The sequence below is a fragment of the Streptomyces sp. NPDC041970 genome (genome assembly GCF_055588985.1).
The window spans coordinates 38,630-63,492 of record NZ_JBVJCD010000014.1; the positions used below are offsets into that span (position 1 = coordinate 38,630).

The following is a 24,863-nucleotide window of genomic DNA, read 5'->3' on the forward strand; positions in this document are numbered from 1 at the left end:
CCGAACGTGCGGAACCGCAGGCCAGGTGCTACTTCAGGCCGGGGTACAGCGGGAACTTCTCGGCCAGCGCCGCCACGCGGGCCTTCAGGCCCTCGGCGTCGTAGGACGGCTTGAGGGCGGCGGCGATGATCTCCGCGACCTCGGTGAAGTCCTCCGCGCCGAAGCCGCGGGTGGCCAGCGCCGGGGTGCCGATCCGCAGGCCCGAGGTGACCATCGGGGGGCGCGGGTCGTTCGGGACGGCGTTGCGGTTGACCGTGATGCCCAGCTCGTGGAGCCGGTCCTCGGCCTGCTGGCCGTCCAGCTCCGAGTCGCGCAGGTCGACCAGGACCAGGTGGACGTCGGTGCCGCCGGTCAGGACGGAGACGCCGACCTCGGTGACGTCCGGCTGGACCAGGCGCTCGGCGAGGATGCGGGCGCCGTCCAGGGTGCGCTGCTGGCGTTCCTTGAACTCCTCGCCCGCCGCGATCTTGAACGAGACCGCCTTGGCCGCGATCACGTGCTCCAGCGGGCCGCCCTGCTGACCGGGGAAGACCGCGGAGTTGATCTTCTTGGCCAGCTCCTGGGTGGAGAGGATGACGCCGCCGCGCGGACCGCCGAGGGTCTTGTGCGTGGTGGTGGTGACGACATGGGCGTGCGGCACCGGGTTGGGGTGCAGGCCGGCCGCGACGAGGCCCGCGAAGTGCGCCATGTCGACCATCAGGTACGCGCCGACCTCGTCCGCGATGCGGCGGAAGGCGGCGAAGTCGAGTTGGCGCGGGTAGGCGGACCAGCCGGCCACGATCAGCTTCGGCTGGGACTCCTTGGCGAGGCGCTCGACCTCCTCCATGTCAACGACGCCGGTCTCGTCGACGTGGTAGGGGACCACGTTGTAGAGCTTGCCGGAGAAGTTGATCTTCATGCCGTGGGTCAGGTGGCCGCCGTGGGCCAGGTTCAGGCCCATGATCGTGTCGCCCGGCTTCAGCAGCGCGAACATCGCGGCGGCGTTCGCCTGGGCGCCGGAGTGCGGCTGGACGTTCGCGGCCTCCGCGCCGAACAGGGCCTTGATCCGGTCGATCGCGATCTGCTCGACCACGTCGACGTGCTCGCAGCCGCCGTAGTAGCGGCGGCCGGGGTAGCCCTCGGCGTACTTGTTGGTGAGGACGGAGCCCTGCGCCTCCATGACCGCGACCGGGGCGAAGTTCTCCGAGGCGATCATCTCGAGGGTGGACTGCTGGCGGTGGAGCTCGGCGTCGACGGCGGCGGCGACGTCGGGGTCCAGCTCGTGGAGGGAGGAGTTCAGAAGCGACATCAGGGGGTCCCTTAAGGTCTCAGTTGCCGGAGAACGCGGTGTACTCGTCGGCGGAGAGCAGGTCGGCCGGCTCCTCCGCGACGCGCACCTTGAACAGCCAGCCGCCCTCGAAGGGAGCGGAGTTCACCAGCGAGGGGTCGTCCACGACGTCCTGGTTGGCCGCCGTGACCTCACCGGTCACCGGCGAGTACAGGTCGCTGACCGACTTGGTCGACTCCAGCTCGCCGCAGGTCTCGCCCGCGGTCACCGTGTCACCGACCTCCGGGAGCTGGGCGTAGACGACGTCGCCGAGGGCGTTGGCCGCGTACTCCGTGATGCCGATGGTCGCCACGCCGTCCTCGACGGCCGACAGCCACTCGTGCTCCTTGCTGTACCGAAGCTGCTGGGGGTTGCTCATGACCTGAATTCTCCTGTACGCGGGGGAGTGCTGATGGACGGTGGTCTTGCGGTGTGAGACGCGGGCGGGTCGCGTCCCGGCGCCGGGGACGTCCCGATCGTCCCGGAGCGTCACTTCCGGCGCTTGTAGAACGGCAGCGCGACGACGTCGTACGGCTCGTGCGTGCCGCGGATGTCCACGCCCACGCCCTCGGCCCCCGGCTCCGCGTGGGCCGCGTCCACGTACGCCATGGCGATCGGCTTGCCCAGGGTCGGGGAGGGGGCGCCGGAGGTGACCTCGCCGACCACCTTGCCGTCCACGACCACGGGGAAGCCCGCGCGCGGCACCCGGCGGCCCTGCGCGACCAGCCCCACCAGCCTGCGCGGCGGCGCGGTCTCGGCGCGCTCGGCGGCGGCCGCCAGCGCCTCGCGCCCCACGAAGTCGCCGTCCTTCTCGAACTTCACGACCCGGCCCAGACCGGCGTCGAAGGGGGTCAGCGCGGTCGTCAGCTCGTGCCCGTACAGCGGCATCCCCGCCTCCAGGCGCAGCGTGTCGCGGCAGGAGAGCCCGCAGGGGACCAGCCCGTGCGCGGAGCCGGCCTCGGTCAGCGCCCGCCAGAGCCGCTCGGCGTGCTCGGGGGCGACGAACAGCTCGAAGCCGTCCTCGCCGGTGTAGCCGGTACGGGCGATCAGCGCCGGGACCCCGGCGACGTCGCCCGGCAGGCCCGCGTAGTACTTCAGCCCGTCCAGGTCGGCGTCGGTGACGGCCTTCATGACGGCGGGGGACGCCGGGCCCTGCACGGCGAGCAGCGCGTACGCGTCGCGGTCGTCGCGCACCTCGGCGTCGAAGCCCTCGGCGCGGGCGGTGAGCGCGTCCAGCACGATCCCCGCGTTGCCCGCGTTGGCGACGACCATGAAGGCGGGGGCGCCGGACTCGTCCAGCCGGTAGACGATCAGGTCGTCCAGGATGCCGCCGTCCTCCTGGACGATCATCGTGTACCGGGCCCGGCCGTCGCCGACGGTGGAGATGTTCCCCACCAGCGCGAAGTCCAGGAAGGCCGTGGCCTCGGGCCCGGTGACGGAGATCTCGCCCATGTGGGACAGGTCGAAGAGGCCGGCGCGGGTGCGCACGGCCTGGTGCTCCTCGCGCTCGCTGGCGTACCGCAGGGGCATGTCCCAGCCCGCGAAGTCGGTCATGGTGGCGCCGAGCGAGCGGTGCAGCGCGTCGAGGGCTGTGCGGCGGGGGGCAGGACTCATGGGTACGGCTCCAGGACATGACGACGGCAGGGACGGACCCTCCCCATCTGTCATCGGAACCTGAGAGGTTCGCCGGACGCCCCTGGCGGGGTATGCCCCATCTCGCGGGGCGCGGCTTGCACCTTGGGTGGAGCCGCCGGGCGGCTCGCTTTTCAGATCTGCCTCATCCACGCGGTACGGGGCCTGAGAGATTCAAGGGAGGATCTTGCTCCTTCGGCGCCCGGCCCACCTGGGGCCGGAACTCTCCCGCGCGGATTCGAACGGCCGGTATGCAGTTGGCGGCCTCATCATCGCACGGGCCGGGAGAGAGTGGGGCGTGCGGTCCCCGCGCGGGCGGCGGCGGCGCGGCCGGTTGTGCCGTATTACCTTTTCTTTACACTCAGGGGCAGACGTGGGTGTCCCGACGGCAGGGGGATGGGCGATGACATCGCAGCGGTCGGTGCCGATCGCGGGGGTCGCGCACGGCGCGGTGCCCGCACAGTCCGGCGCACCCGCGCAGGAGCTGCCGACGGCCCGTGCGCCGGTGGTACGCGATCTGCGCGGGCTCACCGGGCCGGCGCCGCGCAGCCTCGACTTCGCCGCCGGCGACATCGTGGTGGTCTCCGGCCTCCCCGGCAGCGGGAAGTCCACCCTGATCCGGCGCACGGTCACGGGCCGCGCCATCGACTCCCAGAACACCCGCGACCGCTGGGCCGCCGCCCTGCCCCGCTTACTCCCCTACGCCCTCTACCGCCCCCTGGCCCGCGCCGCCCACTACCTCGGCCTCTGGAAGGCGGTGCGCTCCGGCGAATCCGTCGTCGTGCACGACTGCGGCACCCAGGCCTGGGTGCGCCGCCGGCTCGCCCGGCACGCCGCGCGCCGGGGCCGCGCCCTCCACCTGGTCCTGCTCGACGTGGCCCCCGAGGTGGCCCGCCAGGGGCAGCGCGAGCGCGGCCGCGGCGTCTCCGGCTACGCCTTCGCCCGCCACCGGCAGGCGGTGGCCCGGCTGATCCGCGCCACCGAACAGGGCCTGCTGCCGCCCGGCTGCGCCTCGGCGGTGCTCCTCGACCGCGAGGCCGCGGGCGCGCTCCGCCGGATCTCCTTCCCGGACACCGGGGCCCGCGCGGCCCGCGCCGGTTAGGGTGCTGGCCACGGAGCGAGGCCGCCAGTGGGCCGAGACGGTGAAGAGAGGGCACAGAGGCAGTGGACATTCCGGCACCCGCCCAGGCGCACCCCCCGCAGGGGTGGCCCGCCAACGAGCTCGAAGAGGTGCTGAGCGCCTCGCTCGGCGTCCCCGAAGCGGGCGGCCGACTCGTCGAAGTGCTCGGCCGCAGCTCCGTGTGGGTGCCGCTGCCGGGCGGCGGCGGCCCCACCAGCGCCGACCTCGACGTGCCGATGATGGAGATCGACGGCGCGGCCTACGTCCCCGTCTTCAGCTCCGAGGGCCAGTTCCTGAGCTGCGTCGGCAGCCACATGTCCTTCGCCGTCGCGCCCGCCCGCGACTTCGCGCGGGGGCTGCCCCCGCAGCTCGGCATCGCCGTGAATCCGGGCGGCGCGGTGGGGATGCCGCTGCCGCCGCCCGCCGTCGCCGAGCTGTGCCGGGCCGGGCGCACCGCCCTGGAGGGCGCCGCCGGCGGCGGCCGGGTCCGGCTGTTCGAGCCGGACTGGCAGCAGGACCCCCTGGACTTCCTCGCCGTCGTCTCCGAGGAGTTCGAGGCCATCGGCGTCGTGGGCGCCGCCCGCCGGACGCTGGCCAGCATCGAGGGCGGCGACCCCGTCCTCTTCGTCGGCGTCGAGTTCACCGCCTGGGACGGCGCCGGGCAGCACCTCCCCATGGACGCCCTGGGCCGGGCGCTCGGCCGGATGCCGGCGCCCTGGCCGGTCAACCTCGTCCTCCTCGACCTGGCCGACGACCTCGTCGGCGACTGGATGCGGGAGAAGGTCCGGCCGTTCTACCGGCGCGAGGGCCGCTGACCGTGCCGGGCCCCGGCGGGACGCCGGTGTCAGAGGCGGCGCATAAGCTGGTCGTCGGCGAGGCCGCTCCCGTGCGCCGGGGAGCGGTGGCGCGAATCCGACGGATCGACGAGGGGCGGGACCCAGGGTGAGTGCGTCAGGCACCGCGGCGGCCGGGCAGGTCGAGCACATGCTGCGCCAGGTGACCCCCGGGCGTTACGACGCCTACGAGGCGCTGCTCGCCGCGCTCGCCGACAGCCATGTCTGGATGCTGCTCTGGCACGGCTCCGCCGGCTCGCCGGACGCCCAGTACGGGAACATGGAGATCGACGGCCTGGGCTACGCCCCGTGCGTCACCTCCGCCCAGGAGCTGTCCGCCAGCGGCTGGAACCGGGCCCACGAGCTGGTCACCGGGCGGGAGATCGCCCGCACCCTCTTCCCCGACCGCTGGGGCATCTGGCTCAACCCGCACGCCCCCGGCGGCGGCGTCGGCATCCCCTGGCTCGACCTGCGCCGCATCGCCACCGGCCTCGACCGGCTGCCCGCCGGCCCGCTCCGGCTCTCCGAGCCCGCCATCGAGCTCCCGCAGTTCTACGCCCTGCTCACCCAGAACGCCCACCGCACCCCCGCCGTCCGCTCCCTGCGGCGCGCCTGGGTCCACCCCGCGGTCGGCGTCCCGTATCTGGCCATCGGCCTCGACCTCTACGACACCGGCCGCGCCGCCGTCGAGACGGTGCGCGCGATGATGCGGGAGTCGGTCGGCGCGGTCCCCGAGGGGCTGCCCGTCTCCACCGTCGCCATGTCCGACGAGTACGACCCGGTCGCGCTGTGGCTGCGCGCCAACGCCCGCCCGTTCTACGACCGCGAGGCGCACGCCCCGATGGGCCCGCCGCCCCCCATCTCCGCTCCCGGTTACGGATATCCACCGCAGCGTCACTGAACTGCGGGCGATGTCCGCCTTGTTGGGCTCCCGCGTAGGGATGTCCCGTAACCAGCCGGTTTGTTGACCGTCCGGGTCTCGACTAGGTCTCACCGCTATCCGGACTGTTCTCTTGCGGTGCACCCCGTCTGTAGTGTGCGGCCATCAAACCTCGTTAGATGGCGAACCAGGGATGGACCCATGCGCATACACAAGTCCCGGACCGTCCGGGCGATCACGACAGCGGTCGCTGTCGGCCTGATCGCCACGGGCTGTTCCAGCGAGCGGGACGCGGGCGGCTCCAAGGGGGGCGACAAGGACACCTTCGTCTTCGCGGGCGCCGGTGACCCCGGTTCGCTCGACCCGGCCCTCGCGAGCGACGGCGAGACGTTCCGCGTCACCCGCCAGGCGTTCGAAGCCCTCCTGGAGCACGAGTCCGGCGGCAGCAAGCTGGTCGGCGGCCTCGCCGAGAAGTGGTCCAGCGACCCGGCCGGCAAGGTCTGGACGTTCAACCTGCGCCAGGGCGTGAAGTTCCACGACGGCGAGGCGTTCAACGCCGCCGCGGTGTGCGCGAACTACGACCACTGGTTCAACTGGAAGGGCACGTACCAGTCCAGCGCGGTCTCCTACTACTGGCAGACCATCATGGGCGGGTTCGCGAAGAACGAGGACGCCGAGGCGCCCAAGCCCAACTACAAGTCCTGCACCGCCAAGGACGAGAACACGGCCGTCATCGAGGTGAACGAGCCCTCGGCGAACCTGCCCGGCGGCTTCTCCCTCCAGGCGCTGGCGATCCACTCGCCGAAGGCCATCAAGGAGTACGCGAAGCAGGACGCCTCCGCCAAGGGCGACGCGATCACGTACCCCAAGTACAGCCAGGAGGCCGGCACGGTCGCCGGCACCGGCCCGTACAGGATCGTGAAGTGGAACAAGGGCAACAAGGAAGTCTCCCTGGAGCGCTTCGACGACTACTGGGGCGACAAGGCCAAGGTGAAGAACCTGGTCTTCCGCACCATCTCCACCGAGGAGACCCGCCGCCAGGCGCTCCAGGCCGGTGACATCGACGGCTACGACCTGGTGGCCCCGGCCGACGTCACGACGCTGGAGAAGCAGGGCTACAAGGTCCCGACCCGCGACGTCTTCAACCTCCTCTACCTCGGCATGAGCCAGACGGCGAACCCGGCGCTGAAGAAGCCCGAGGTGCGCCAGGCCATCACGCACGCCATCGACCGCGAGAACCTGGTCAACACCCAGCTCCCCGAGGGCGGCAAGGTCGCGACCCAGTTCATGCCCGACACGGTCGCCGGCTTCTCGGACAAGGTGAAGACGTACCCGTTCGACACCGCCAAGGCGAAGAACCTCCTCAAGCAGGCCGGCGAGGAGAAGCTGAAGCTCGAGTTCTGCTACCCGACCGAGGTCACCCGCCCGTACATGCCCGCCCCGCAGGACATGTTCGAGCTGATGAAGGCCGACCTGGAGAAGGCCGGCATCACCGTCACCCCGAAGGCCATGAAGTGGGCCCCGGACTACCTGGACGCCACCGAGGCGGGCTCCTGCGCCCTGCACATGCTCGGCTGGACCGGTGACTTCAACGACGGCTACAACTTCATCGGCACCTGGTTCGCCGGGCCCGCCAAGCAGTGGGGCTTCAAGGAGCAGAAGGTCTTCGACGCGGTGAACGCCGCCTCCAAGGTCACCGACGCCGCCGGCCGCACTGCGGCCTACCAGAAGGCCAACGAGACGATCATGGAGTACCTCCCCGGCGTGCCGGTCTCGTCCTCGCCGCCGGCCATCGCGTTCGCCAAGAACGTCAACCCGCCGAAGGTCTCCCCGCTGACGCAGGAGAACTTCGCCGAGGTCTCCTTCAAGTAATCGCACATCAGCAGGTCCGCCCGGCCACCCAGCACGAGGTGGCCGGGCGGACCCGCATCGACGCACGTGAGAAAGGGGATGCGGGGTGCTGCGACTTGTCGTCAGAAGACTTATCCAGCTCATTCCCACCCTGCTCGGCCTGTCGGTTCTGCTGTTCCTCTGGCTGAACCGGCTGCCCGGCGGACCCGCCACAGCGATCCTGGGCGAGCGGGCCACCGAAGCCGAAGTAGCGAGAATCAACCGGTCGCTCGGGCTCGACGAGCCGGTCCACGTCCAGTACTGGCGCTTCCTCAAGCGCATCTTCGAGCTCGACCTCGGAACCTCCACCCAGACCGGGCAGCCGGTCTGGGACGAATTCACCCGCGCCTTCCCCGCCACCGTGGAGCTGAGTCTCGCGGCGATCCTGATCGCCGTCGTCGTGGGGGTCCCGATGGGATACCTCGCCGCCAAGCACCGCGGCGGCTGGCTGGACGTCGCCTCCGTCTCCGGTTCGCTGCTCGGCATCTGCATCCCGGTCTTCTTCCTGGCCGTGCTGCTGCGCGGGATCTTCTCCGTGCAGTTGCAGTGGTTCCCGAGCCAGGGGCGGCTCGACTCCGGCATCAACGCCACCGACGTCACCGGGTTCGCCGTCCTGGACGGCCTGCTGACCGGCGAGTTCGACGCGAGCTGGAACGCGATCATGCACCTGATCCTCCCCGCCGTCGCGCTGGCCTCCATCCCGCTCGCCGTCATCGTCCGGATGACCCGCGCCAGCGTCCTGGAGGTGCTCGGCGAGGACTACGTCCGCACCGCCGAGTCCAAGGGGCTGGACAAGCGGACCGTGCGCGGCCGCCACGTGCTGCGCAACGCGCTGCTGCCGGTGATCACCGCGGTCGGCCTGCTGACCGGGAGCCTGCTGTCCGGAGCGGTGCTCACCGAGTCCGTCTTCGACTTCGGCGGCATCGGCTCGTTCATCCGCACCGCGATCGACGGCCGCGACTACCCGGTCCTCGTCGGGTTCATCCTCTTCATCGCGATGGTGTACGTGCTCATCAACCTCCTGGTCGACCTCGCGTACAGCATCATCGACCCCAGAGTGCGGGTGCACTGACGTGACGATCCTGACCAACAAAGCAGACAAGGTCGACCGCCTCGCGGAGCTGACCCAGAGCTCCGAGACGGTCGCCGGCACCAGCCTCTGGCGCGAGGCGTTCCGCCGGATGCGGTCCAGCAAGATGGCGATCATCGGCGCGTTCGTCATCGGCGTGTTCGTCCTCGTCGCCATCGTCGGCCCGTGGGTCGCGCCGCACGCGCCCACCGCGCAGGACTGGCGCAGCGAGGTCTTCCCCAACCAGGGCAAGTTCGTCGGAATGCGCGGCGAGAACTGGTTCGGCCTGGACCACCTGGGCCGCGACATGTTCTCCCGCTGGCTCGTCGGGGCGCGGCAGACGCTCCTCGTCGGCGTGGTCTCCATGCTCATCGGCCTCATCGTCGGCGCCCTCATCGGCGTCCTCTCCGGCGCCGCCGCCACCCTCGGCGGCAAGGCCGGGCAGCGCGTCGACACCGTGATCATGCGCTTCACCGACATCATGCTGTCGCTGCCGTCGCTCCTGCTGGCCGTCTCCATCGCCGCGGTGCTCGGCCAGTCGCTGACCACCGTCATGATCGCCGTGGGCGTCGTCCAGATCCCCGTCTTCGCCCGCCTGCTGCGCGGTTCGATGCTCGTCCAGGGCAGCGCCGACTACGTGCTCGCCGCCAAGGCGGTCGGCATCCGGCGCAAGCGGATCGTGCTCACGCAGATCCTGCCGAACTCGCTGAGCCCCGTGATCGTCCAGGCCACCCTGAGCCTGGCCACCGCGATCATCGAGGCCGCGGCCCTGTCCTACCTGGGGCTCGGCAACCCGGACCCGGCCGTTCCCGAGTGGGGCGTGATGCTCGCCCAGGCGCAGCGCTTCTTCGACAACGACCCGATGATGGCGGCCTACCCGGCCATCGGCATCATCATCACCGCTCTCGGCTTCACCCTGCTCGGCGAGGCCATGCGCGAAGCCCTCGACCCGAAGTTGCGAGGCTGAAGTCCCATGTCACTGCTCTCCGTTGAGGAACTGAGCGTCACCTTCACCGCCCGCGGCCGCAAGGACGCCACGGCCGTGGACGGCGTCTCCTTCCAGGTCGACCAGGGCCAGGTCGTGGGCCTGGTCGGCGAGTCGGGCTGCGGCAAGTCCGTCACCTCGCTCGCCCTGATGGGGCTGCTGCCCCGCAAGGGCGTGCGGATCGGCGGGCGCGCCGAGTTCGACGGCCAGAACCTGCTGACGATGAACGAGCGGAAACTGCGCGACCTGCGCGGCAGCCAGCTCGCCATGATCTTCCAGGACCCGCTCTCCTCGCTGAACCCGGTCGTGCCCGTGGGCGTCCAGGTCACCGAGATCCTCCGGCGCCACCGCGGGCTGAAGGGCGAGAAGGCCCGCAAGGAAGCCGTCTCGCTGCTCGACCGGGTCGGCATCCCCGACCCGGCGCGGCGGTTGAAGGAGTACCCGCACCAGCTCTCCGGCGGTATGCGCCAGCGCGCGCTGATCGCCATGGCGGTCGCCTGCGCGCCCCGGCTGCTGATCGCCGACGAGCCCACGACCGCGCTGGACGTGACGATCCAGGCGCAGATCCTTGAGTTGCTGAAGGAACTGGTCGACCAGGAGGGCACCGCCCTGCTGATGATCACGCACGACCTCGGCGTGGTGGCCGGCCTCTGCGACGAGGTCAACGTGCTCTACGCGGGCCGGGCGGTGGAGTCGGCGGGCCGCCGCGAGCTGTTCGCCCACCCCACCCACCCGTACGCGCACGGGCTCCTCGGCTCCATCCCGCGGCTGGACGCGCCGCGCGGCGAGCCGCTGCACCCGATCCGCGGGTCCATCAACGACAAGATCGCCTGGGCCGACGGCTGCGCGTTCGCGCCCCGGTGCGACCACTACACGATGGAGTGCCTGACCGGCACCCCCGAACTGACCGAACCACGCACCGCCGGCCACCAGGTGCGCTGCGTCAACCCGGTCCTGCCCAAGGCGGAGGTCCCGGCATGAGCCTGCTCGAACTGGACGGCGTCAAAGTCCACTTCCCGGTCAAGAAGGGCCTCTTCTTCGACCGCACCGTGGGCCACGTCTACGCGGTCGACGGCGTCTCGCTCAGCGTGGAGGCCGGCCAGACGTACGGTCTGGTGGGCGAGTCGGGCTGCGGCAAGACGACGCTGGGCCGCGCGGTGCTGCGGCTGAACGACATCACCGAGGGCGGGGTCGTCTTCGACGGCACCGACCTGGCCAAGCTGCCCTCCGAGGAGATGCGGGCCTTCCGCCGCCGCCTCCAGATGGTCTTCCAGGACCCGCTGGGCAGCCTCAACCCCCGGCAGAACATCGAGTCGATCCTGAGCGAGGGCATGGCCGCCCACGGCATCGGGAAGGACCAGGCCGAGCGCCGGGAGAAGATCAAGGACATCCTCGCCAAGGTCGGCCTGCCGTCCAACGCGATGTCCCGCTACCCGCACGAGTTCTCCGGCGGCCAGCGCCAGCGCATCGGCATCGCCCGCGCCCTGGTCCTGGAGCCGGACGTGATCATCTGCGACGAGCCGGTGTCCGCGCTGGACGTCTCGGTCCAGGCGCAGGTGATCAACCTGCTGGAGGAGCTCCAGGAGTCGCTGGGCCTGACCTACCTGGTCATCGCGCACGACCTCGCCGTGGTGCGGCACATCTCGGACGTCATCGGGGTGATGTACCTCGGCGGGCTGGTCGAGGAGGCCCCGAGCGACGCGCTGTACGCGAAGCCCCGGCACCCGTACACCAAGGCGCTGATGTCCGCCGTGCCCGTGCCGGACCCCGAGGTCGAGGACCGGCGGGAGCGCATCCTGCTCCACGGCGACCTGCCCTCCCCGGCGAACCCGCCGGCCGGCTGCCGGTTCCACACCCGGTGCCCGTGGGTGCAGGAGACCAAGTGCGCCACGGAGCGCCCGCCGCTGCTCGACACGGGGGACGGGCACAAGGTGGCCTGCCACTTCACGGCCGAGATCGAGGCGGGGACGGTCGAGCGGACCCTGGCCACGGGCATCGAGGCCGTGACCGAGACCGAGGCGGTGGCCTCCGAGGCGGCGGACGCCTCCTAGGCCCCCTCCGGGGCGGCACAATTGTCCGGTGCTCACCGAACTGTTCACGCCCTCCGTCCAACACGCGCTCGATCTCGTCGGCATCTTCGTCTTCGCGATCTCGGGCGCCCTGCTCGCCGTGCGCAAGAACTTCGATGTCTTCGGCATCGCGGTCCTCGCCGAGGTGACGGCGTTGGGCGGGGGGCTGTTCCGGGACGTGATGATCGGCGCGATCCCGCCCGCGGCCTTCACCGACCTCGGCTACTTCATCACCCCGCTGTTCGCCGCCGGCCTGGTCTTCTTCCTCCACCCGCACGTCGAGCGCATCCAGGCCGGCGTCAACGTCTTCGACGCGGCGGGGCTCGGCCTGTTCTGCGTGGCGGGCACGGTGAAGGCGTACGAGTACGGCCTCGGGCTGACGGCGTCGGCGGCCATGGGCCTGGCCACCGCGGTCGGCGGGGGCGTGCTGCGCGACGTGCTGGCCAACGAGGTGCCCTCACTGCTGCGCTGGGACCGCGACCTGTACGCGGTGCCCGCGATCGTCGGCGCGACCATGGTCGTGCTGTGCATCCGCTTCGACACCCTCAACGCCCTGACCAGCGCCATGGCGGTGATCGCCGCGTTCGTCCTGCGCCTGCTGGCGCTCCGCTTCCACTGGCGTGCGCCGCGCGCCTACAACCGCTCCTCCGCCCGCGCCGAGAAGGGCTCGGCGGCCGCCTGAGCCCGCGGGTCGATCGCCCGCCAGAAAAGCTACCGCTCAGTAATGCGTTCCGTGTACGGTGCATGGCATGGCACAGTCAGCGACAGAGGCGGCGCAGGCCGCACGGGCAACCATCGGCGACAGCGAGTTCGACCGCGACACCGCGGTCACCCTGCGCGAGGAGGGCGTCTACGACGCCGAACTCTCGGCGGGCTGGACGATCATCCACGCCGTCAACGGCGGCTACCTCCTGGCCCTGCTCGGCCGCGCGCTGGGCCAGGCCCTGCCGCACCCCGATCCGTTCTCCGTCTCCGCGCACTACCTCACCGCCTCCGTGCCCGGCCCCGCCGTGGTGCGCACCGAGGTCGTCCGCACCGGACGCACCCTCTCCACCGGTCAGGCCTCCCTCTTCCAGTACGCCGAGGACGGCAGCGAGATCGAGCGCATCCGGGTCCTGGCGACCTACGGCGACCTCGACGCGCTCCCCGACGACGTCCGCACGACGGCGCTGCCGCCCGCCATGCCCGACCGGGACCACTGCCTCGGCCCGGACGACGGCCCGGCCCCGATCCCCGGCAGCTCCGCCATCACCGAGCGCCTGGACATCAAGCTCGACCCGGCCACCGTCGGCTGGGCGGTCGGCGCCCCGTCCGGCAAGGGCGAGATGCGCGGCTGGTTCGGCCTGGCCGACGGCCGCGACCCCGACCCGCTCTCGCTGCTGCTCACCGTGGACGCCCTGCCGCCGACCTCGTTCGAGCTGGGCCTGAGCGGCTGGACCCCCACCGTCGAGCTGACCGCCCACGTCCGCTGCCGCCCGGCTCCGGGCCCGCTGCGCGTCTCCATCACCACCCGCAACCTGGCGGGCGGCTTCCTGGAGGAGGACGCGGAGGTCTGGGACAGCGCGGACCGCCTCGTCGCCCAGTCCCGCCAACTCGCCAAGGCCCCGCGCGGCCGGTGACCGCGCGCCTGCCCGCCGTGTGCGCCCGACCGCTGTGAGCCCTTCGCGGGCAGGTCGGGCGCCGTCGTTCGTACGCGAACAGGGGCGATCCGCGGGTCCGGGGCCGCGACGCCCTCCGGCCGCACGAGGGGCGCGTCGTGCGGTCACGCCCCGTCCGGCCAGTGGGCGCGGCCCAGGGAGATGAGCCGCAGGCGTCGCCGGGCCACCCGGACGACGTCCCCCTCGCGCGCCGGTCCGGCCTCCAGCAGGGCCGAGGCGGTGATCATCATCTGGTCCACGTAGAGGCCGCCCAGCATCAGCAGGTCCTCCTCGCTCCACCCCGCCGACTCCGGCTCCTGCCCCAGCGCGCGGGCCGCCTCGTGCGCGAGGCCGAGCAACCGTACGGCGATGGCCTCGCGCACCGGACCCACCCCGCCGTGCCGCTCGCGGGCGATGAACCGGAAGTGGGCGGGCTGCTCCCCGACGTGGCGGGCCACCGCCGCCACACCGCGCTCCACCCGCTCCTCGCTGTCGCCCGTCTCCGCGAGCACCGCGCCCACCAGCCCGTGCAGGCTGCCCAGCGCCTCCTCCACCAGTGCGACGCCGAGCGCGGCGGTGTCCTCGAAGTGGCGGTAGAAGGCGGTCGGCGCGACCCCGGCCGCTCGGGTGACCTCGCGGAGCCCCAGGCTGCTCAGGCTCTGGTGCTCCAGCAGGAGGAGGGCCGCGTCCATGAGGGCCTGACGCGTTCTGAGTTTCCGAAACTGGCGGATTCCGGCGGGGTGGCTCATGCCCGTCAGTAAACAGCCGCGTGCCAAGTCGGGGAAGGCGTGCGATGTTTAGACTTGGCAGTCAGTGAACACGCGTACTCCGAACGGCCTTCGTCGTCGCACAGAGAGGCTCCGTCGTGCTCGTCCTCGTCGCCGCGCTTCTGCTGCTGGGGATCGTCCTCGGGGCGGTCGCCCAGATCCCGGTCCCGCTCTCCCTGGCCGCCGCGGCCGTGATCGGCTGCTGGCTGCTGGTCTTCGCCGTGCGCGAGCGCACCCCGCGCCGCCCGCGCTGACCGGCCGCCCGTGCCGGGACGCGCGTACGGGCCGGTGCGCCGACCCGCGCACCCCGCCCACGCCGAGCTTCCCGGAACCCGGACCGAGTCGATCCGACCCGAAGGAGTCCGCACCATGATCACCGACTTCGCCCGCCGCGTCGCCCACGCCACCGAGCCCGAGAGCCGTGCGGAGACCGCGGCCCCGACCCCCGCGCGCCCGACCGCTCGCGCCTCACGGGCACCCGCCGCCCCTTCCGCCGCGAACGCGAGCGCGGAGGCGGCGGCGGGTCGGTCCGCGCCGGGCGCCCGTGCGCCCGGCCGGGAGGCGGACGGGCTGGCCGTCGCCTCGTTCGTGCTCGGCCTCGTCGGCCTGCTGGTCTTCAACATCCTGCTCGGGCCCGTCGCGATCGTGATGGCGCTCCTGGCCCTGGCCCGCCGCACCCGCCGCCGGGGGCGCGCCTGCCTCGGCCTCGCCCTGGGCGTCGCCGACCTCGCGGTCCTGGCGGTCCTGCTCGCCGTCAACGGCACGGTCGCCTGGAACCTCGGTGGCTGACGCGGCCCCCGCGCGCCGCGCCTCCGCCCGCCTCCGCCGGGCCGCCGTCCGCGGCCGCCGGGAAGGCGCGGGGACCCGGCGGCGGGCGCCGCACGAGCCCGCGCGGGCGGCCGGGCGGGGCGCGACCGGCGTGCGCCGCGCGGCGGGCTCGTAGAATCGGCCCCACCATGGCCTACCTCGACCACGCCGCGACCACGCCGATGCTTCCCGAAGCGATCGAGGCGATGAGCGCCCACCTCTCCGTCACCGGCAACGCGTCCTCGCTGCACGCCGCCGGGCGCCGGGCCCGCCGTACCGTCGAGGAGTCCCGCGAAGCCCTCGCCGACGCCCTCGGCGCCCGCCCCAGCGAGGTGGTCCTCACCTCCGGCGGCACGGAGGCCGACAACCTCGCCGTCAAGGGCCTCTACTGGTCCCGCCGCGACGCCGACCCCCGGCGCACCCGCGTCCTCACCGGCCCCGTCGAGCACCACGCCGTCCTGGACGCCGTCGACTGGCTGGCCGAGCACGAGGGCGCGACGGTCGAGCACCTCCCCGTCGACCGCTACGGCCGGGTGCACCCCGAGGACCTGCGCGCGGCCGTCCTCCGCAACCCCGACGACATCGCGATGATCACCGTCATGTGGGCCAACAACGAGATCGGCACCATCATGCCGGTACGCGAACTGGCGGAGGTGGCAGCCGAGTTCGGCATCCCCATGCACGCCGACGCGGTCCAGGCCTTCGGCCAGTTGGAGGTCGACTTCGCGCGCTCGGGGCTGGCCGCGATGACCGTCAGCGGACACAAGATCGGCGGCCCCTTCGGCATCGGCGCGCTGTTGCTGGGCCGCGACCACACCCCCGTACCCGTGCTCCACGGCGGCGGCCAGGAGCGGCACGTGCGCTCCGGGACCCTGGACGTGCCCGCCGTCGCCTCCTTCGCGGTCGCCGGGCGGCTGGCCGCCGAGCGGCGCGAGCACTTCGCCCGGCGCGTCGGAGGACTCCGCGACGACCTGGTGGCCGCCGTGCGCAGCGCCGTGCCGGACGCCGTGCTGGGCGGCGACCCGGACCCGGCCGGACGGCTCCCGGCCAACGCCCACTTCAGCTTCCCCGGCTGCGAGGGCGACTCCCTCCTGCTGCTGCTCGACGCCCAGGGCATCGAGTGCTCGACCGGCTCCGCCTGCACCGCCGGGATCGCCCAGCCCAGCCACGTGCTGCTCGCCACCGGCACCGACCCCGACCTGGCCCGCGGCACCCTGCGCTTCTCGCTCGGCCACACCTCGACCGAGCAGGACGTCCAGGCGCTCGCGCGGGCGATCGGCCCGGCGGTGGAGCGCGCGAGGACGGCCGGGCTGAGCTGACCCGCCCCGCCCCGCGGCTCAGCCGGCGGCCGGGGTGCGGGCCCCCGTCGTCGGCGAGGGCGTCGCCGGGGCCGTCGCGGCGCGCCGCACCAGCTCCATGTAGCGGTCCCAGTCCCAGTGCGGTCCGGGGTCGGTGTGGTCGGTGCCCGGCACCTCCACGTGCCCGATGACGTGCTCCCGGTCGACGGGTATGCCGTACCGCGCGCATATCGACGCCGTGAGCCGGGCCGATGCCTCGTACATCGCCTTCGTGAGGTCCTGGGGCCGGTCGACGAAGCCCTCGTGCTCGATGCCGACGCTGCGCTCGTTGTACGAGCGGTCGCCCGCCTGGTAGGCCACGTCCAACTCGCGGATCATCTGCACCACCCGCCCGTCCTGGCCCACGATGTAGTGCGTCGCGGCCCGGTGCGCGGGGTTCTGGAACACCCGCACCGCGCTCGCGAAGCTGCCCTGGGTGACATGGATGATCACGCGGTCGATCCCGAAGTCGGCCGGGCGGTCCGCACGCCGCCAGTTCGCCTCGGAGGCCGCCACCCAGGTCGCGCCCGCGTAGTCCAGCTCACCGGGCTTGCGGGGCTTGTCCACGCCGGGCACCCGCCACCAGCCCCGCCGCACGTCGTCCCGGGCGAGCACGGCGACCACGCCCGCCGCCGCGGCCCCGCCGCCGATCAGCAGCGCGCGCCTGCTCACGCCGTCCGCGGGCTTCTTCCGCGAAGGCTTCCGCGCGGCCCCGGTGCTCCCGTTGTTCCCCATATGGACGTCAACGCGTATCCGCGAGCGTTCGGTTCCCGGCGACCCGTACTCTGGAGGAGCTATGACTGAGACTTCCCAGCGCCCCCTGCGTGTCCTCGCCGCGATGTCGGGCGGCGTGGACTCCGCCGTCGCCGCCGCCCGCGCCGCCGAGGCGGGCCACGACGTGACCGGTGTCCACCTCGCCCTCTCCGCCAACCCCCAGTCCTTCAGGACCGGGGCGCGCGGCTGCTGCACCATCGAGGACTCCCGCGACGCCCGCCGCGCGGCCGACGTCATCGGCATCCCGTTCTACGTCTGGGACCTGGCCGAACGCTTCCGCGAGGACGTCGTCGAGGACTTCGTCGCGGAGTACGAGGCCGGGCGCACGCCCAACCCCTGCCTGCGCTGCAACGAGAAGATCAAGTTCGCCGCGCTCCTCGACAAGGCCCTCGCCCTCGGCTTCGACGCCGTGTGCACGGGCCACTACGCCACGGTCGTGGTCGGCCCGGACGGCGCCCGCGAGCTGCACCGCGCCTCCGACATGGCCAAGGACCAGAGCTACGTGCTCGGCGTCCTGGACGAGAAGCAGTTGGCGCACGCCATGTTCCCGCTCGGCGACACCCTCACCACCAAGGACGAGATCCGCGCCGAGGCCGAGCGCCGGGGCCTGGCCGTCGCCAAGAAGCCCGACAGCCACGACATCTGCTTCATCGCCGACGGCGACACCCAGGGCTTCCTGGCGAGCCGCCTCGGCGGCCCGGCCGAGGGCGACATCCTCGACGAGTCCGGGACGAAGCTCGGCACCCACGACGGAGCGTTCGGCTTCACCATCGGCCAGCGCAAGGGCCTGCGCATCGGCCACCCGGCCCCCGACGGCAAGCCGCGCTACGTGCTCGACATCTCCCCGGTGGACAACACCGTCACCGTGGGACCCGCCGAGGCCCTGGACGTCACCTCGCTGACCGCCGTCAAGCCCCGCTGGTGCGGAACGCCGCCGACGGGCCCCGGCGCGTACACCGCGCAGTTGCGCGCCCACGGCGGCGAGTGCGACGTGACGGCCGAGCTGATCGACGGCTCCGAGCTGCGCGTCACCTTCGCCGAGCCGGTCCGCGGCGTGGCCCCCGGGCAGGCGGTCGTCCTGTACGACGGCACGCGTGTCGTCGGCTCGGCCACCATCGCCACGACCGTGCGCCGCGAGCGGGTGCCGGCGGGCTGAGCGGGCCGGGTCACGACGCCTGGCGCGCGTACACGTCCTTCGCGAAGAAGCCCGCCAGCACCGGCGCGAGCACCTGCGGGGCCACGTCGCGCATCTGGCCCGTCAGGGTGCGGTGCCGGCCGCGCGGCAGCGCCTCGGCCAGGGTCCGGGTCGCCGCGCGGGCCGGAGCGCTGCTGAAGCCGCCGCAGAGCACCAGCGTCCGGGCGGTGACGGCGGCGAACCGCTCCACCGGGATCGCCCCGTCCCCCAGCAGCGCGTCGTCGTACGCCAGCGTGTGCGCCAGCGCCTTCAACTCCGCCCACAGCGCGGCGTGGCGCATCCGGGCGACCGTCGCCGCGTCGACGCCCGTCGCGGACAGGAACAGCTCGACCGCCCCGTCCCGGTCCCCGGCCGCCAGCAGCCGGTGCAGCCGGTCCGTGCAGCGGGCCTTGAACAGCAGGCCGGACGCGCCCGGCGTGTAGGGCGGCTCGTAGACGGCGAGCAGGTCCGCGGGGAGCCCGGCGGCGGCCGCCTCCAGCACCAGAGCCCCGCCGGACGACATCCCGAACACCGAGGCGCCGGGCCCGGCCGCGTCGACGACGGCGGCCAGGTCGTCGAGCTCCCGGCCCACCGAGGCGTACCCGGAGTCGCCGCTCGCCCCCCGGCCCCGCCGGTCGTAGGTGGTCACCGTGAAGCGCGGAGCCAGCAGGGCGGCCAGCGGCGCATCGGTCGCCGCGGTGGTCAGCGCCCCGCCGACCAGCACCAGCGGGGGGCCGTCGCCCTGGCGGCGGCAGGAGATCGACGTACCGTCGGCGGAGAGAATCCTGTCCATGGGAGGGCAGACAGCAGCGGGCCGGAAAACTCATCGCTCCGCGGGAGGGAAACTTCCCCCGACCCCGACCCCTGGGCCTTGCCTGGCCCCGACCCCGACCTGGCCCCCCGCCTCCTCGCCGATCCGGTCCCGCCTCACCCCGGCCCGGTCGGCCCCGCTCTGCCCGGTCCGCCGCGGTCGTCGGCCCCGCCGGCCCAACGCCCCCACCGGTGGTCAGTCGGCCGGCGTCTCCGGCACCGGTTCTGTGGCGTAGAAGCAGAAGTGGTCCTTGATCGCGGAGACTTCGGGCTTCGGGTCCGGGTAGGCCCAGACCAGGTCGGGCGCTCCGGGGAGCGACCAGTAGGAGGCGTCCCCCTTGAACGGGCAGTGGGTGCGGGTCTCCGACGGGGTGAGCAGATCGGTGCGGACGTCCTCCGGCGGAAGGTAGTAGCGGGCCGGACAGCCCGTCTCCCGGAGCACGAGCGGGCGACGGCTCTCCGCGAGCACATGGCCCTCGTGCACCGCACGGACGTGCTCGGTGCTGGGCTCGACGGTGATGCGGTGTCCTGGCATGGCGGTCATGCTCCTCTCAGCGGCGTACGGACCGGTAATCTTCCCCGGCCGTCGGTCCGGTCGTCCGGTGGTGCGGTCATACGGCGGACCGGTTCGGTCTCGGTCAGGGGATTCGGTCCACAGGACCGGGCTGACGATGCGGCCATCCGGTCCGGTCCGGGGCTCCGGCCGGGACGGCCCGGCGGTCCGGAGGCCCGGCCATCCCGACCCTCCGGCCCGGTCCGGTCCGGTCCGGCCCGGCCCGGTCCGGTCCGGGGATGCAAGCCGGCGGTTCGGTGCGGCCTGGACAGCCAGGCGGGCCGTCCGACCATCCGGCGGCGTTCTCGTCGCGCCACCGGCCGCGGGAGCGTCCGAGGCCGGTCGTACGGTTGAGCCATGAACATCTGCGTCTTCCTCTCCGCCGCCGACCTCGACGACCGCTACACCGTGCCCGCCCGCGAGTTCGCCGAGCTGATCGGCGCAGGCGGCCACACGCTGGTCTGGGGCGGTTCGGAGAGCGGTCTGATGAAGGTCGTCGCCGACGGCGTGCAGGCGGCGGGCGGCCGACTCGTCGGGGTGTCGGTCGACTTCCTCGCCGCGAAGGCCCGCGCCGACGCGGACGAGATGGTGATCGCCCGCGACCTCGCCGAGCGCAAGGCGCTCCTCCTCCAGAAGGCCGACGCCGTCGTGATCATGGTCGGCGGGACCGGGACGCTGGACGAGGCGACCGAGATCCTGGAGCTGAAGAAGCACGGCAAGCACGCCAAGCCGGTCGTCCTGCTGAACACGGCGGGTTTCTACGACGGACTGCACCAGCAGTTCCAGCGCATGGAGGACGAGGGCTTCCTGCCCCTCCCGCTGACCGAGCTGGTCTTCTTCGCCAAGGACGGCGTCGGCGCGCTCGCCTATCTGGAGGAGTGGGCCGGCCTGCGGTGACCGGCCCGGTGGTGGGATCATCGCGCCATGTCCACCCACCTCATCACCGGTGCCGGGTCCGGCATCGGAGCCGCCGTCGCCCGCCGCCTCCTGGAGCGCGGCGACGACCTCGTCCTGCTCGCCCGTGACGCCGGCCGCGCCAAGGAACTGGCCGGCCGCTATCCCGGCGCGCGCACGCTCGTCGGCGACCTCGGCAACCCCGACCGGCTGTCCTGGGCGTTCGGCCAGCAGCCGGTGCCCGAGCGGATCGACACCCTGCTGCACATCGCGGGCGTCGTCGAGCTTGGCGCCGTCGGCGAGCTGACCCCCAAGTCCTGGCACTTCCAGCTCAACGCCAACCTGATCGCCCCAGCCGAGGTCACCCGCCTCCTGCTCCCGCAGGTGCGCGCCGCCCGCGGCCACGTCGTCTTCGTGAACTCCGGCGCGGGACTCAACGCGCACGCCGGTTGGGGCGCGTACGCCGCGAGCAAGCACGGCCTGAAGGCCCTGGCCGACTCCCTGCGCCACGAGGAGCACGGCAACGGGGTCCGCGTCACCTCCGTCTACCCCGGCCGCACCGCGAGCCCCATGCAGGCCAAGGTGCACCAGCAGGAGGGCAAGGAGTACGACGCGGACCGCTGGATCGACCCCGAGTCGGTGGCCACCACCCTCCTGATGGCGATCGACCTCCCGCGCGACGCCGAGGTCAACGACCTCACCGTCCGCCCCGGCCGCTGACCCCGGCCCCGGCCACCCGGACGCGCCGGGGGTCCGGCCGGGACCGTAGGCTTCCCGCGTGAGCGAGAAGAGCGAGTTCAGCGGGTGCCCGGCCACCGGCATCGGGTCGATGCCCGGAGGAGACGCGCGAGAGGCGGCGAAGACCGTCACCGGCTCCTTCGCGGACGGCCGGGGGATGCCGCATCTGGCGGAGCTGCCCGCCCGCGGGCCGGGCGCGGACATGATCGGCCGGACCATCGGCGTCCTCGTCGAGATGTACGGGCACCTGGAGCCGAGCGGCTGGCGGATCAGCGACCGGCCCGGCCGCGACACCCGCCGCGCGCGCTCCTGGCTGGGGGAGGACCTGGACGCCCTGGAGGAGTTCGCCCAGGGCTACGAGGGACTGGTCAAGGTCCAGGCCGTCGGCCCCTGGACCCTCGCCGCCGGGCTGGAGCTGCGCGGCGGCGAGGCCATGCTGGCCGACCCCGGCGCCTGCCGCGACCTGGCCGGCTCCCTGGCCGAGGGGCTGCGCGCCCACCTCGCCGACGTGCGCCGCCGGCTGCCCGGAGCGCGCGTCGTGCTGCAACTGGACGAGCCCTCCCTGACCGCCGTACTGCTGGGCCGGGTCCGCTCCGCCAGCGGCTACCGCACCTACCGCGCCGTCGACCGCCAGGTGGTCGAGGCCGCCCTGCGCGACGTCCTCGCGGTACGGGGCGAGGACGGCGCCGGGATCGTCCACTCCTGCGCCCCCGAGGTGCCGTTCGCCCTGCTGCGCCGCGCCGGAGCCGACGGCATCGCGTTCGACTTCTCCCTGCTCACCGAGCGTGAGGAAGAGGCGATCGGGGAAGCTGTCGAAGGCGGCACCCAGCTCTTCCTGGGCGTCGTGCCCCCCACCGACGCGGCTTCGGAGGCATTGTCGGACCCGGGCGGTAGCGTCATGGGGGTCAGGACGCTGTGGAGCAGGCTGGGGCTGCATCCGGGGACTCTCGCCGAGTCCGTCGTGATCACCCCCTCGTGCGGCCTCGCGGGGGCATCGCCCGCGTACGCCCGCACGGCGCTCGCCCACTGCGCCAGGGCGGCGAGATCGCTCGCAGACAACCCTGAGTGACGGGGACGACGGGCAAACGGGAGGACGGGACGATGGCCGGCGAACAGCGGGTGGAGCAGGACAGCTCGGTTCCGGCGGACGCGCGCGAGAGGCACGCGCTGCTGGCCGAGGAGATCGAGGAGCACCGCTTCCGCTACTACGTGAAGGACCAGCCGGTCGTCAGCGACGGCGAGTTCGACCGGCTGATGCGTGCGCTGGAGGCCCTGGAGGACGAGCACCCGGCGCTGCGCACGCCGGACTCCCCGACCCAGAAGGTCGCCGGGCCCTACCGCACGGAGTTCACCTCCGTGGCGCACCGCGAGCGGATGCTCTCCCTGGACAACGCCTTCGACGACGAGGAGCTGGCGGCCTGGGCCGAGCGGGTCGCCAAGGACGTCGGCACCCCGGACCACCACTTCCTGTGCGAGCTGAAGGTCGACGGCCTCGCCGTCAACCTCACCTACGAGCACGGCCGGCTGACACGGGCGGCGACCCGCGGCGACGGCCGCACCGGCGAGGACATCACCCCCAACGTCCGTACGATCGCGGAGATCCCGCACCGCCTCACGGGCGACGACGTCCCCTCCCTGGTCGAGATCCGCGGCGAGGTCTTCTTCCCGATGGAGGACTTCGAGGAGCTGAACGCCCGGCTGGTGGCCGCCGACGACAAGCCCTTCGCCAACCCGCGCAACGCGGCGGCCGGATCGCTGCGCCAGAAGGACCCCAAGGTCACCGCGGGCCGCCCGCTGCACATGGTGGTGCACGGCATCGGGGCGCTCGAGGGCCTCACCCTGGACCGCCTCTCCCAGGCCTACGAGCTGCTCCACGCCTGGGGCCTGCCCACGGCCAAGCACAACAAGGTCGTCGACTCCCTCGCGGGCGTGCGGGAGTTCATCGCGTACTACGGCGAGCACCGGCACTCCGTGGAGCACGAGATCGACGGCGTCGTCGTCAAGCTCGACGAGATCCCGCTCCAGGGCCGCCTGGGCTCCACCTCGCGCGCCCCGCGCTGGGCCATCGCCTGGAAGTACGCCCCCGAAGAGGTCAACACCAAGCTGGTCAACATCCGCGTCGGCGTCGGCCGCACCGGGCGCGTCACCCCCTACGCCCAGGTCGAGCCGGTCGAGGTGGCCGGTTCCGAGGTCGAGTTCGCCACCCTGCACAACCAGAACGTGGTCAAGGCCAAGGGCGTCCTCATCGGCGACACCGTGGTCATCCGCAAGGCGGGCGAGGTGATCCCCGAGATCCTCGGCCCCGTCGTCGACCTGCGCGACGGCACCGAGAAGGCGTTCGAGATGCCCTCCCACTGCCCCGAGTGCGGGACGGAACTGCGCCCCATGAAGGAGGCCGACATCGACCTCCGTTGCCCCAACGCCCGTTCCTGCCCCGCCCAACTGCGCGAGCGCGTCTTCTACCTGGCCGGGCGCAAGAGCCTGGACATCGACCACTTCGGCTACGTGGCCGCCGCCGCCCTCACCCGGCCGCTGGAGCCCGCCGAGCCGGTCCTGCGCGACGAGGGCGACCTGTTCGACCTCTCCGTCGAGCAGTTGCTGCCGATCCGGGCGTACGTCCTGGACCAGGACAGCGGGCTGCCCAAGCGGGACCCGAAGACCGGCGAGGAGAAGATCGCCACGGTCTTCGCCAACCAGCAGGGCGAGCCGAAGAAGAACGCCCTCGCCATGCTGGAGGGGATCGCCGCCGCCAAGGAGGCGCCGCTCGCCCGCATCCTCACCGGGCTCTCCATCCGGCACGTCGGGCCGGTCGCCGCGCAGGAGCTGGCCCGTCAGTTCCGCTCCATCGACCGGCTCGACGAGGCGAGCGAGGAGGAGCTGGCCGCCGCCGACGGCGTGGGGCCGATCATCGCCGCCTCGGTCAAGCAGTGGTTCGCCGAGGACTGGCACCGCGAGATCCTGCGCAAGTGGCGCGAGGCCGGGGTGCGGATGGCCGACGAGGCGTCGGACGCGGACGAGGGCCCCCGCCCGCTGGAAGGGCTCACCGTCGTCGTCACCGGCACCCTCGCCCGCCACACGCGCGACGGCGCGAAGGCGGCGCTCCAGTCGCTCGGCGCGAAGGTCACCGGGTCGGTGTCGAAGAAGACCGCGTTCGTGGTCGTCGGCGACAACCCCGGCTCCAAGTTCGACAAGGCGATGCAGCTCAAGGTGCCCGTGCTGGACGAGGACGGATTCGCGGTCCTGCTCGAAGAGGGGCCCGAACGCGCCGGGGAGGCGGCCCTGCCCGTCCCCGAGGCCGCTCCGGCGGCCGCGGGACCGGACGCCGCCGCGGAGTAGGGGCCCCTCCCGGCCGCGGGGCGGACGCCGTTCACCGGATCGAGACGCCTTCGAGACCCTCCCCGCGCGTGGCGTGCCGCGTACCGGGAAGAAAGGGGACAGCGAGGCGGGAAGGGTCCCGCGGACCCCGGACGGCCTCCCCGTATCACCCGTTCGGCGCATAGCAGATGGTGACGGGTGGTCGGTTCGCATTCGGGCGAGAGCCGACGAGCGCTGCCCCTGGAAGCCTTTCGCGGCCTACTGTGGAGAGAT

At 72.8% G+C, this 24,863-nt stretch carries 25 protein-coding genes and 1 riboswitch; of the genes, 18 read left to right on the forward strand and 7 right to left on the reverse strand.

Annotated elements, in window-relative coordinates:
- Positions 1 to 28 precede the first annotated feature (28 nt).
- The 3 genes from glyA to gcvT form a co-directional block, all read right to left on the reverse strand.
- On the reverse strand, positions 29 to 1,288 hold the full coding sequence (gene glyA, locus ACZ6EJ_RS10415; RefSeq protein ID WP_469266046.1) for a serine hydroxymethyltransferase: 1,260 nt from the start codon (positions 1,286 to 1,288) through the stop codon (positions 29 to 31).
- A 19-nt stretch (positions 1,289 to 1,307) separates the two neighbouring features.
- A complete protein-coding gene (gcvH, locus tag ACZ6EJ_RS10420) occupies positions 1,308 to 1,685 on the reverse strand; it encodes a glycine cleavage system protein GcvH (RefSeq protein ID WP_006127740.1) in 378 nt (125 codons plus the stop codon).
- A gap of 110 nt (positions 1,686 to 1,795) precedes the next feature.
- Positions 1,796 to 2,920 carry a glycine cleavage system aminomethyltransferase GcvT gene (gcvT, locus tag ACZ6EJ_RS10425; RefSeq protein ID WP_469266048.1) on the reverse strand — a complete coding sequence of 375 codons (1,125 nt, stop codon included), beginning with the start codon at positions 2,918 to 2,920 and terminating at the stop codon, positions 1,796 to 1,798.
- Positions 2,921 to 3,082: 162 nt separating this feature from the next.
- Positions 3,083 to 3,179: riboswitch (glycine riboswitch) on the reverse strand.
- Between the two features lie 162 nt (positions 3,180 to 3,341).
- Here gcvT and ACZ6EJ_RS10430 point away from each other — a divergent pair.
- The 10 genes from ACZ6EJ_RS10430 to ACZ6EJ_RS10475 all read left to right on the forward strand — a co-directional run bounded on the left by ACZ6EJ_RS10430 (position 3,342) and on the right by ACZ6EJ_RS10475 (position 13,403).
- Positions 3,342 to 4,040 (forward strand): AAA family ATPase, encoded by a 699-nt coding sequence (locus ACZ6EJ_RS10430; RefSeq protein ID WP_469266049.1) that lies wholly within the window; start codon positions 3,342 to 3,344, stop codon positions 4,038 to 4,040.
- Positions 4,041 to 4,102: 62 nt separating this feature from the next.
- Positions 4,103 to 4,873 (forward strand): enhanced serine sensitivity protein SseB, encoded by a 771-nt coding sequence (locus ACZ6EJ_RS10435; RefSeq protein WP_469266051.1) that lies wholly within the window; start codon positions 4,103 to 4,105, stop codon positions 4,871 to 4,873.
- A 127-nt stretch (positions 4,874 to 5,000) separates the two neighbouring features.
- Positions 5,001 to 5,792, forward strand: a complete 792-nt coding sequence (locus ACZ6EJ_RS10440; RefSeq protein ID WP_469266053.1) for an enhanced serine sensitivity protein SseB C-terminal domain-containing protein — start codon at positions 5,001 to 5,003, stop codon at positions 5,790 to 5,792.
- 180 nt (positions 5,793 to 5,972) lie between these two features.
- Positions 5,973 to 7,643 carry an ABC transporter substrate-binding protein gene (locus tag ACZ6EJ_RS10445; protein WP_469266055.1) on the forward strand — a complete coding sequence of 557 codons (1,671 nt, stop codon included), beginning with the start codon at positions 5,973 to 5,975 and terminating at the stop codon, positions 7,641 to 7,643.
- 85 nt (positions 7,644 to 7,728) lie between these two features.
- Positions 7,729 to 8,733: an ABC transporter permease gene (locus ACZ6EJ_RS10450; protein ID WP_469266056.1), complete on the forward strand. Its 1,005-nt coding sequence runs from the start codon at positions 7,729 to 7,731 to the stop codon at positions 8,731 to 8,733.
- A gap of 1 nt (position 8,734) precedes the next feature.
- A complete protein-coding gene (locus tag ACZ6EJ_RS10455; protein ID WP_469266057.1) occupies positions 8,735 to 9,697 on the forward strand; it encodes an ABC transporter permease in 963 nt (320 codons plus the stop codon).
- A 6-nt stretch (positions 9,698 to 9,703) separates the two neighbouring features.
- On the forward strand, positions 9,704 to 10,696 hold the full coding sequence (locus tag ACZ6EJ_RS10460) for an ABC transporter ATP-binding protein (protein WP_469266058.1): 993 nt from the start codon (positions 9,704 to 9,706) through the stop codon (positions 10,694 to 10,696).
- On the forward strand, positions 10,693 to 11,766 hold the full coding sequence (locus ACZ6EJ_RS10465) for an ABC transporter ATP-binding protein (protein ID WP_469266059.1): 1,074 nt from the start codon (positions 10,693 to 10,695) through the stop codon (positions 11,764 to 11,766). The genes ACZ6EJ_RS10460 and ACZ6EJ_RS10465 overlap by 4 nt, the downstream gene beginning before the upstream one ends.
- A 28-nt stretch (positions 11,767 to 11,794) precedes the next feature.
- Entirely contained in the window at positions 11,795 to 12,466 is a 672-nt protein-coding gene (locus ACZ6EJ_RS10470) for a trimeric intracellular cation channel family protein (protein WP_469266060.1), read from the forward strand.
- Positions 12,467 to 12,533: 67 nt separating this feature from the next.
- Entirely contained in the window at positions 12,534 to 13,403 is an 870-nt protein-coding gene (locus ACZ6EJ_RS10475; protein ID WP_469266062.1) for a thioesterase family protein, read from the forward strand.
- 143 nt (positions 13,404 to 13,546) lie between these two features.
- On the opposite strand, the gene ACZ6EJ_RS10480 is transcribed toward ACZ6EJ_RS10475, so the two are convergent.
- Positions 13,547 to 14,170, reverse strand: a complete 624-nt coding sequence (locus ACZ6EJ_RS10480; RefSeq protein WP_469266063.1) for a TetR family transcriptional regulator — start codon at positions 14,168 to 14,170, stop codon at positions 13,547 to 13,549.
- 116 nt (positions 14,171 to 14,286) lie between these two features.
- Between ACZ6EJ_RS10480 and ACZ6EJ_RS10485 the strand changes: the two genes are divergently transcribed.
- The 3 genes from ACZ6EJ_RS10485 to ACZ6EJ_RS10495 all read left to right on the forward strand — a co-directional run bounded on the left by ACZ6EJ_RS10485 (position 14,287) and on the right by ACZ6EJ_RS10495 (position 16,314).
- Positions 14,287 to 14,442, forward strand: a complete 156-nt coding sequence (locus tag ACZ6EJ_RS10485) for a hypothetical protein (protein WP_469266064.1) — start codon at positions 14,287 to 14,289, stop codon at positions 14,440 to 14,442.
- Between the two features lie 115 nt (positions 14,443 to 14,557).
- Positions 14,558 to 14,977 (forward strand): hypothetical protein, encoded by a 420-nt coding sequence (locus ACZ6EJ_RS10490; RefSeq protein WP_469266065.1) that lies wholly within the window; start codon positions 14,558 to 14,560, stop codon positions 14,975 to 14,977.
- A 167-nt stretch (positions 14,978 to 15,144) separates the two neighbouring features.
- The gene (locus ACZ6EJ_RS10495; RefSeq protein WP_469266066.1) at positions 15,145 to 16,314 is read left to right on the forward strand and encodes a cysteine desulfurase family protein; all 1,170 of its coding nucleotides are present in this window, start codon (positions 15,145 to 15,147) and stop codon (positions 16,312 to 16,314) included.
- An 18-nt stretch (positions 16,315 to 16,332) separates the two neighbouring features.
- On the opposite strand, the gene ACZ6EJ_RS10500 is transcribed toward ACZ6EJ_RS10495, so the two are convergent.
- A complete protein-coding gene (locus tag ACZ6EJ_RS10500) occupies positions 16,333 to 17,067 on the reverse strand; it encodes an N-acetylmuramoyl-L-alanine amidase (protein ID WP_469266068.1) in 735 nt (244 codons plus the stop codon).
- 61 nt (positions 17,068 to 17,128) lie between these two features.
- Here ACZ6EJ_RS10500 and mnmA point away from each other — a divergent pair, with 61 nt between their 5' ends.
- The gene (gene mnmA / locus ACZ6EJ_RS10505; protein WP_469266070.1) at positions 17,129 to 18,262 is read left to right on the forward strand and encodes a tRNA 2-thiouridine(34) synthase MnmA; all 1,134 of its coding nucleotides are present in this window, start codon (positions 17,129 to 17,131) and stop codon (positions 18,260 to 18,262) included.
- A 10-nt stretch (positions 18,263 to 18,272) separates the two neighbouring features.
- Here the strand turns inward: mnmA and ACZ6EJ_RS10510 are convergent, their stop codons facing one another.
- Both ACZ6EJ_RS10510 and ACZ6EJ_RS10515 read right to left on the reverse strand, forming a co-directional pair.
- Entirely contained in the window at positions 18,273 to 19,073 is an 801-nt protein-coding gene (locus ACZ6EJ_RS10510; RefSeq protein ID WP_469266072.1) for an alpha/beta fold hydrolase, read from the reverse strand.
- Between the two features lie 213 nt (positions 19,074 to 19,286).
- The gene (locus tag ACZ6EJ_RS10515) at positions 19,287 to 19,634 is read right to left on the reverse strand and encodes a DUF427 domain-containing protein (protein ID WP_469266073.1); all 348 of its coding nucleotides are present in this window, start codon (positions 19,632 to 19,634) and stop codon (positions 19,287 to 19,289) included.
- A gap of 366 nt (positions 19,635 to 20,000) precedes the next feature.
- Here ACZ6EJ_RS10515 and ACZ6EJ_RS10520 point away from each other — a divergent pair, with 366 nt between their 5' ends.
- Genes ACZ6EJ_RS10520 through ligA form a run of 4 tightly spaced genes read left to right on the forward strand, consistent with a single transcriptional unit; the run spans position 20,001 to position 24,611 of the window.
- Positions 20,001 to 20,540 (forward strand): LOG family protein, encoded by a 540-nt coding sequence (locus ACZ6EJ_RS10520; protein WP_469266074.1) that lies wholly within the window; start codon positions 20,001 to 20,003, stop codon positions 20,538 to 20,540.
- A 27-nt stretch (positions 20,541 to 20,567) separates the two neighbouring features.
- On the forward strand, positions 20,568 to 21,257 hold the full coding sequence (locus ACZ6EJ_RS10525; protein WP_469266076.1) for an SDR family oxidoreductase: 690 nt from the start codon (positions 20,568 to 20,570) through the stop codon (positions 21,255 to 21,257).
- 58 nt (positions 21,258 to 21,315) lie between these two features.
- Entirely contained in the window at positions 21,316 to 22,344 is a 1,029-nt protein-coding gene (locus ACZ6EJ_RS10530) for a methionine synthase (protein ID WP_469266077.1), read from the forward strand.
- Between the two features lie 32 nt (positions 22,345 to 22,376).
- On the forward strand, positions 22,377 to 24,611 hold the full coding sequence (gene ligA / locus ACZ6EJ_RS10535) for an NAD-dependent DNA ligase LigA (RefSeq protein WP_469266078.1): 2,235 nt from the start codon (positions 22,377 to 22,379) through the stop codon (positions 24,609 to 24,611).
- Positions 24,612 to 24,863: the final 252 nt, after the last annotated feature.

Excerpts from the sequence above, each read along its gene's own strand:
- glyA (WP_469266046.1), bottom strand. The coding sequence starts at position 1,288 with ATGTCGCTTCTGAACTCCTCCCTCCACGAGCTGGACCCCGACGTCGCC.
- gcvT (WP_469266048.1), bottom strand. The coding sequence starts at position 2,920 with ATGAGTCCTGCCCCCCGCCGCACAGCCCTCGACGCGCTGCACCGCTCG.
- ACZ6EJ_RS10510 (WP_469266072.1), bottom strand. The coding sequence starts at position 19,073 with ATGGACAGGATTCTCTCCGCCGACGGTACGTCGATCTCCTGCCGCCGC.
- ACZ6EJ_RS10460 (WP_469266058.1), top strand. The coding sequence starts at position 9,704 with ATGTCACTGCTCTCCGTTGAGGAACTGAGCGTCACCTTCACCGCCCGC.
- ACZ6EJ_RS10475 (WP_469266062.1), top strand. The coding sequence starts at position 12,534 with ATGGCACAGTCAGCGACAGAGGCGGCGCAGGCCGCACGGGCAACCATC.
- ligA (WP_469266078.1), top strand. The coding sequence starts at position 22,377 with ATGGCCGGCGAACAGCGGGTGGAGCAGGACAGCTCGGTTCCGGCGGAC.
- ACZ6EJ_RS10430 (WP_469266049.1), top strand. The coding sequence starts at position 3,342 with ATGACATCGCAGCGGTCGGTGCCGATCGCGGGGGTCGCGCACGGCGCG.
- ACZ6EJ_RS10445 (WP_469266055.1), top strand. The coding sequence starts at position 5,973 with ATGCGCATACACAAGTCCCGGACCGTCCGGGCGATCACGACAGCGGTC.
- gcvH (WP_006127740.1), bottom strand. The coding sequence starts at position 1,685 with ATGAGCAACCCCCAGCAGCTTCGGTACAGCAAGGAGCACGAGTGGCTG.
- mnmA (WP_469266070.1), top strand. The coding sequence starts at position 17,129 with ATGACTGAGACTTCCCAGCGCCCCCTGCGTGTCCTCGCCGCGATGTCG.
- ACZ6EJ_RS10480 (WP_469266063.1), bottom strand. The coding sequence starts at position 14,170 with ATGAGCCACCCCGCCGGAATCCGCCAGTTTCGGAAACTCAGAACGCGT.
- ACZ6EJ_RS10490 (WP_469266065.1), top strand. The coding sequence starts at position 14,558 with ATGATCACCGACTTCGCCCGCCGCGTCGCCCACGCCACCGAGCCCGAG.
- ACZ6EJ_RS10500 (WP_469266068.1), bottom strand. The coding sequence starts at position 17,067 with ATGGGGAACAACGGGAGCACCGGGGCCGCGCGGAAGCCTTCGCGGAAG.
- ACZ6EJ_RS10525 (WP_469266076.1), top strand. The coding sequence starts at position 20,568 with ATGTCCACCCACCTCATCACCGGTGCCGGGTCCGGCATCGGAGCCGCC.
- ACZ6EJ_RS10495 (WP_469266066.1), top strand. The coding sequence starts at position 15,145 with ATGGCCTACCTCGACCACGCCGCGACCACGCCGATGCTTCCCGAAGCG.
- ACZ6EJ_RS10515 (WP_469266073.1), bottom strand. The coding sequence starts at position 19,634 with ATGACCGCCATGCCAGGACACCGCATCACCGTCGAGCCCAGCACCGAG.
- ACZ6EJ_RS10465 (WP_469266059.1), top strand. The coding sequence starts at position 10,693 with ATGAGCCTGCTCGAACTGGACGGCGTCAAAGTCCACTTCCCGGTCAAG.
- ACZ6EJ_RS10520 (WP_469266074.1), top strand. The coding sequence starts at position 20,001 with ATGAACATCTGCGTCTTCCTCTCCGCCGCCGACCTCGACGACCGCTAC.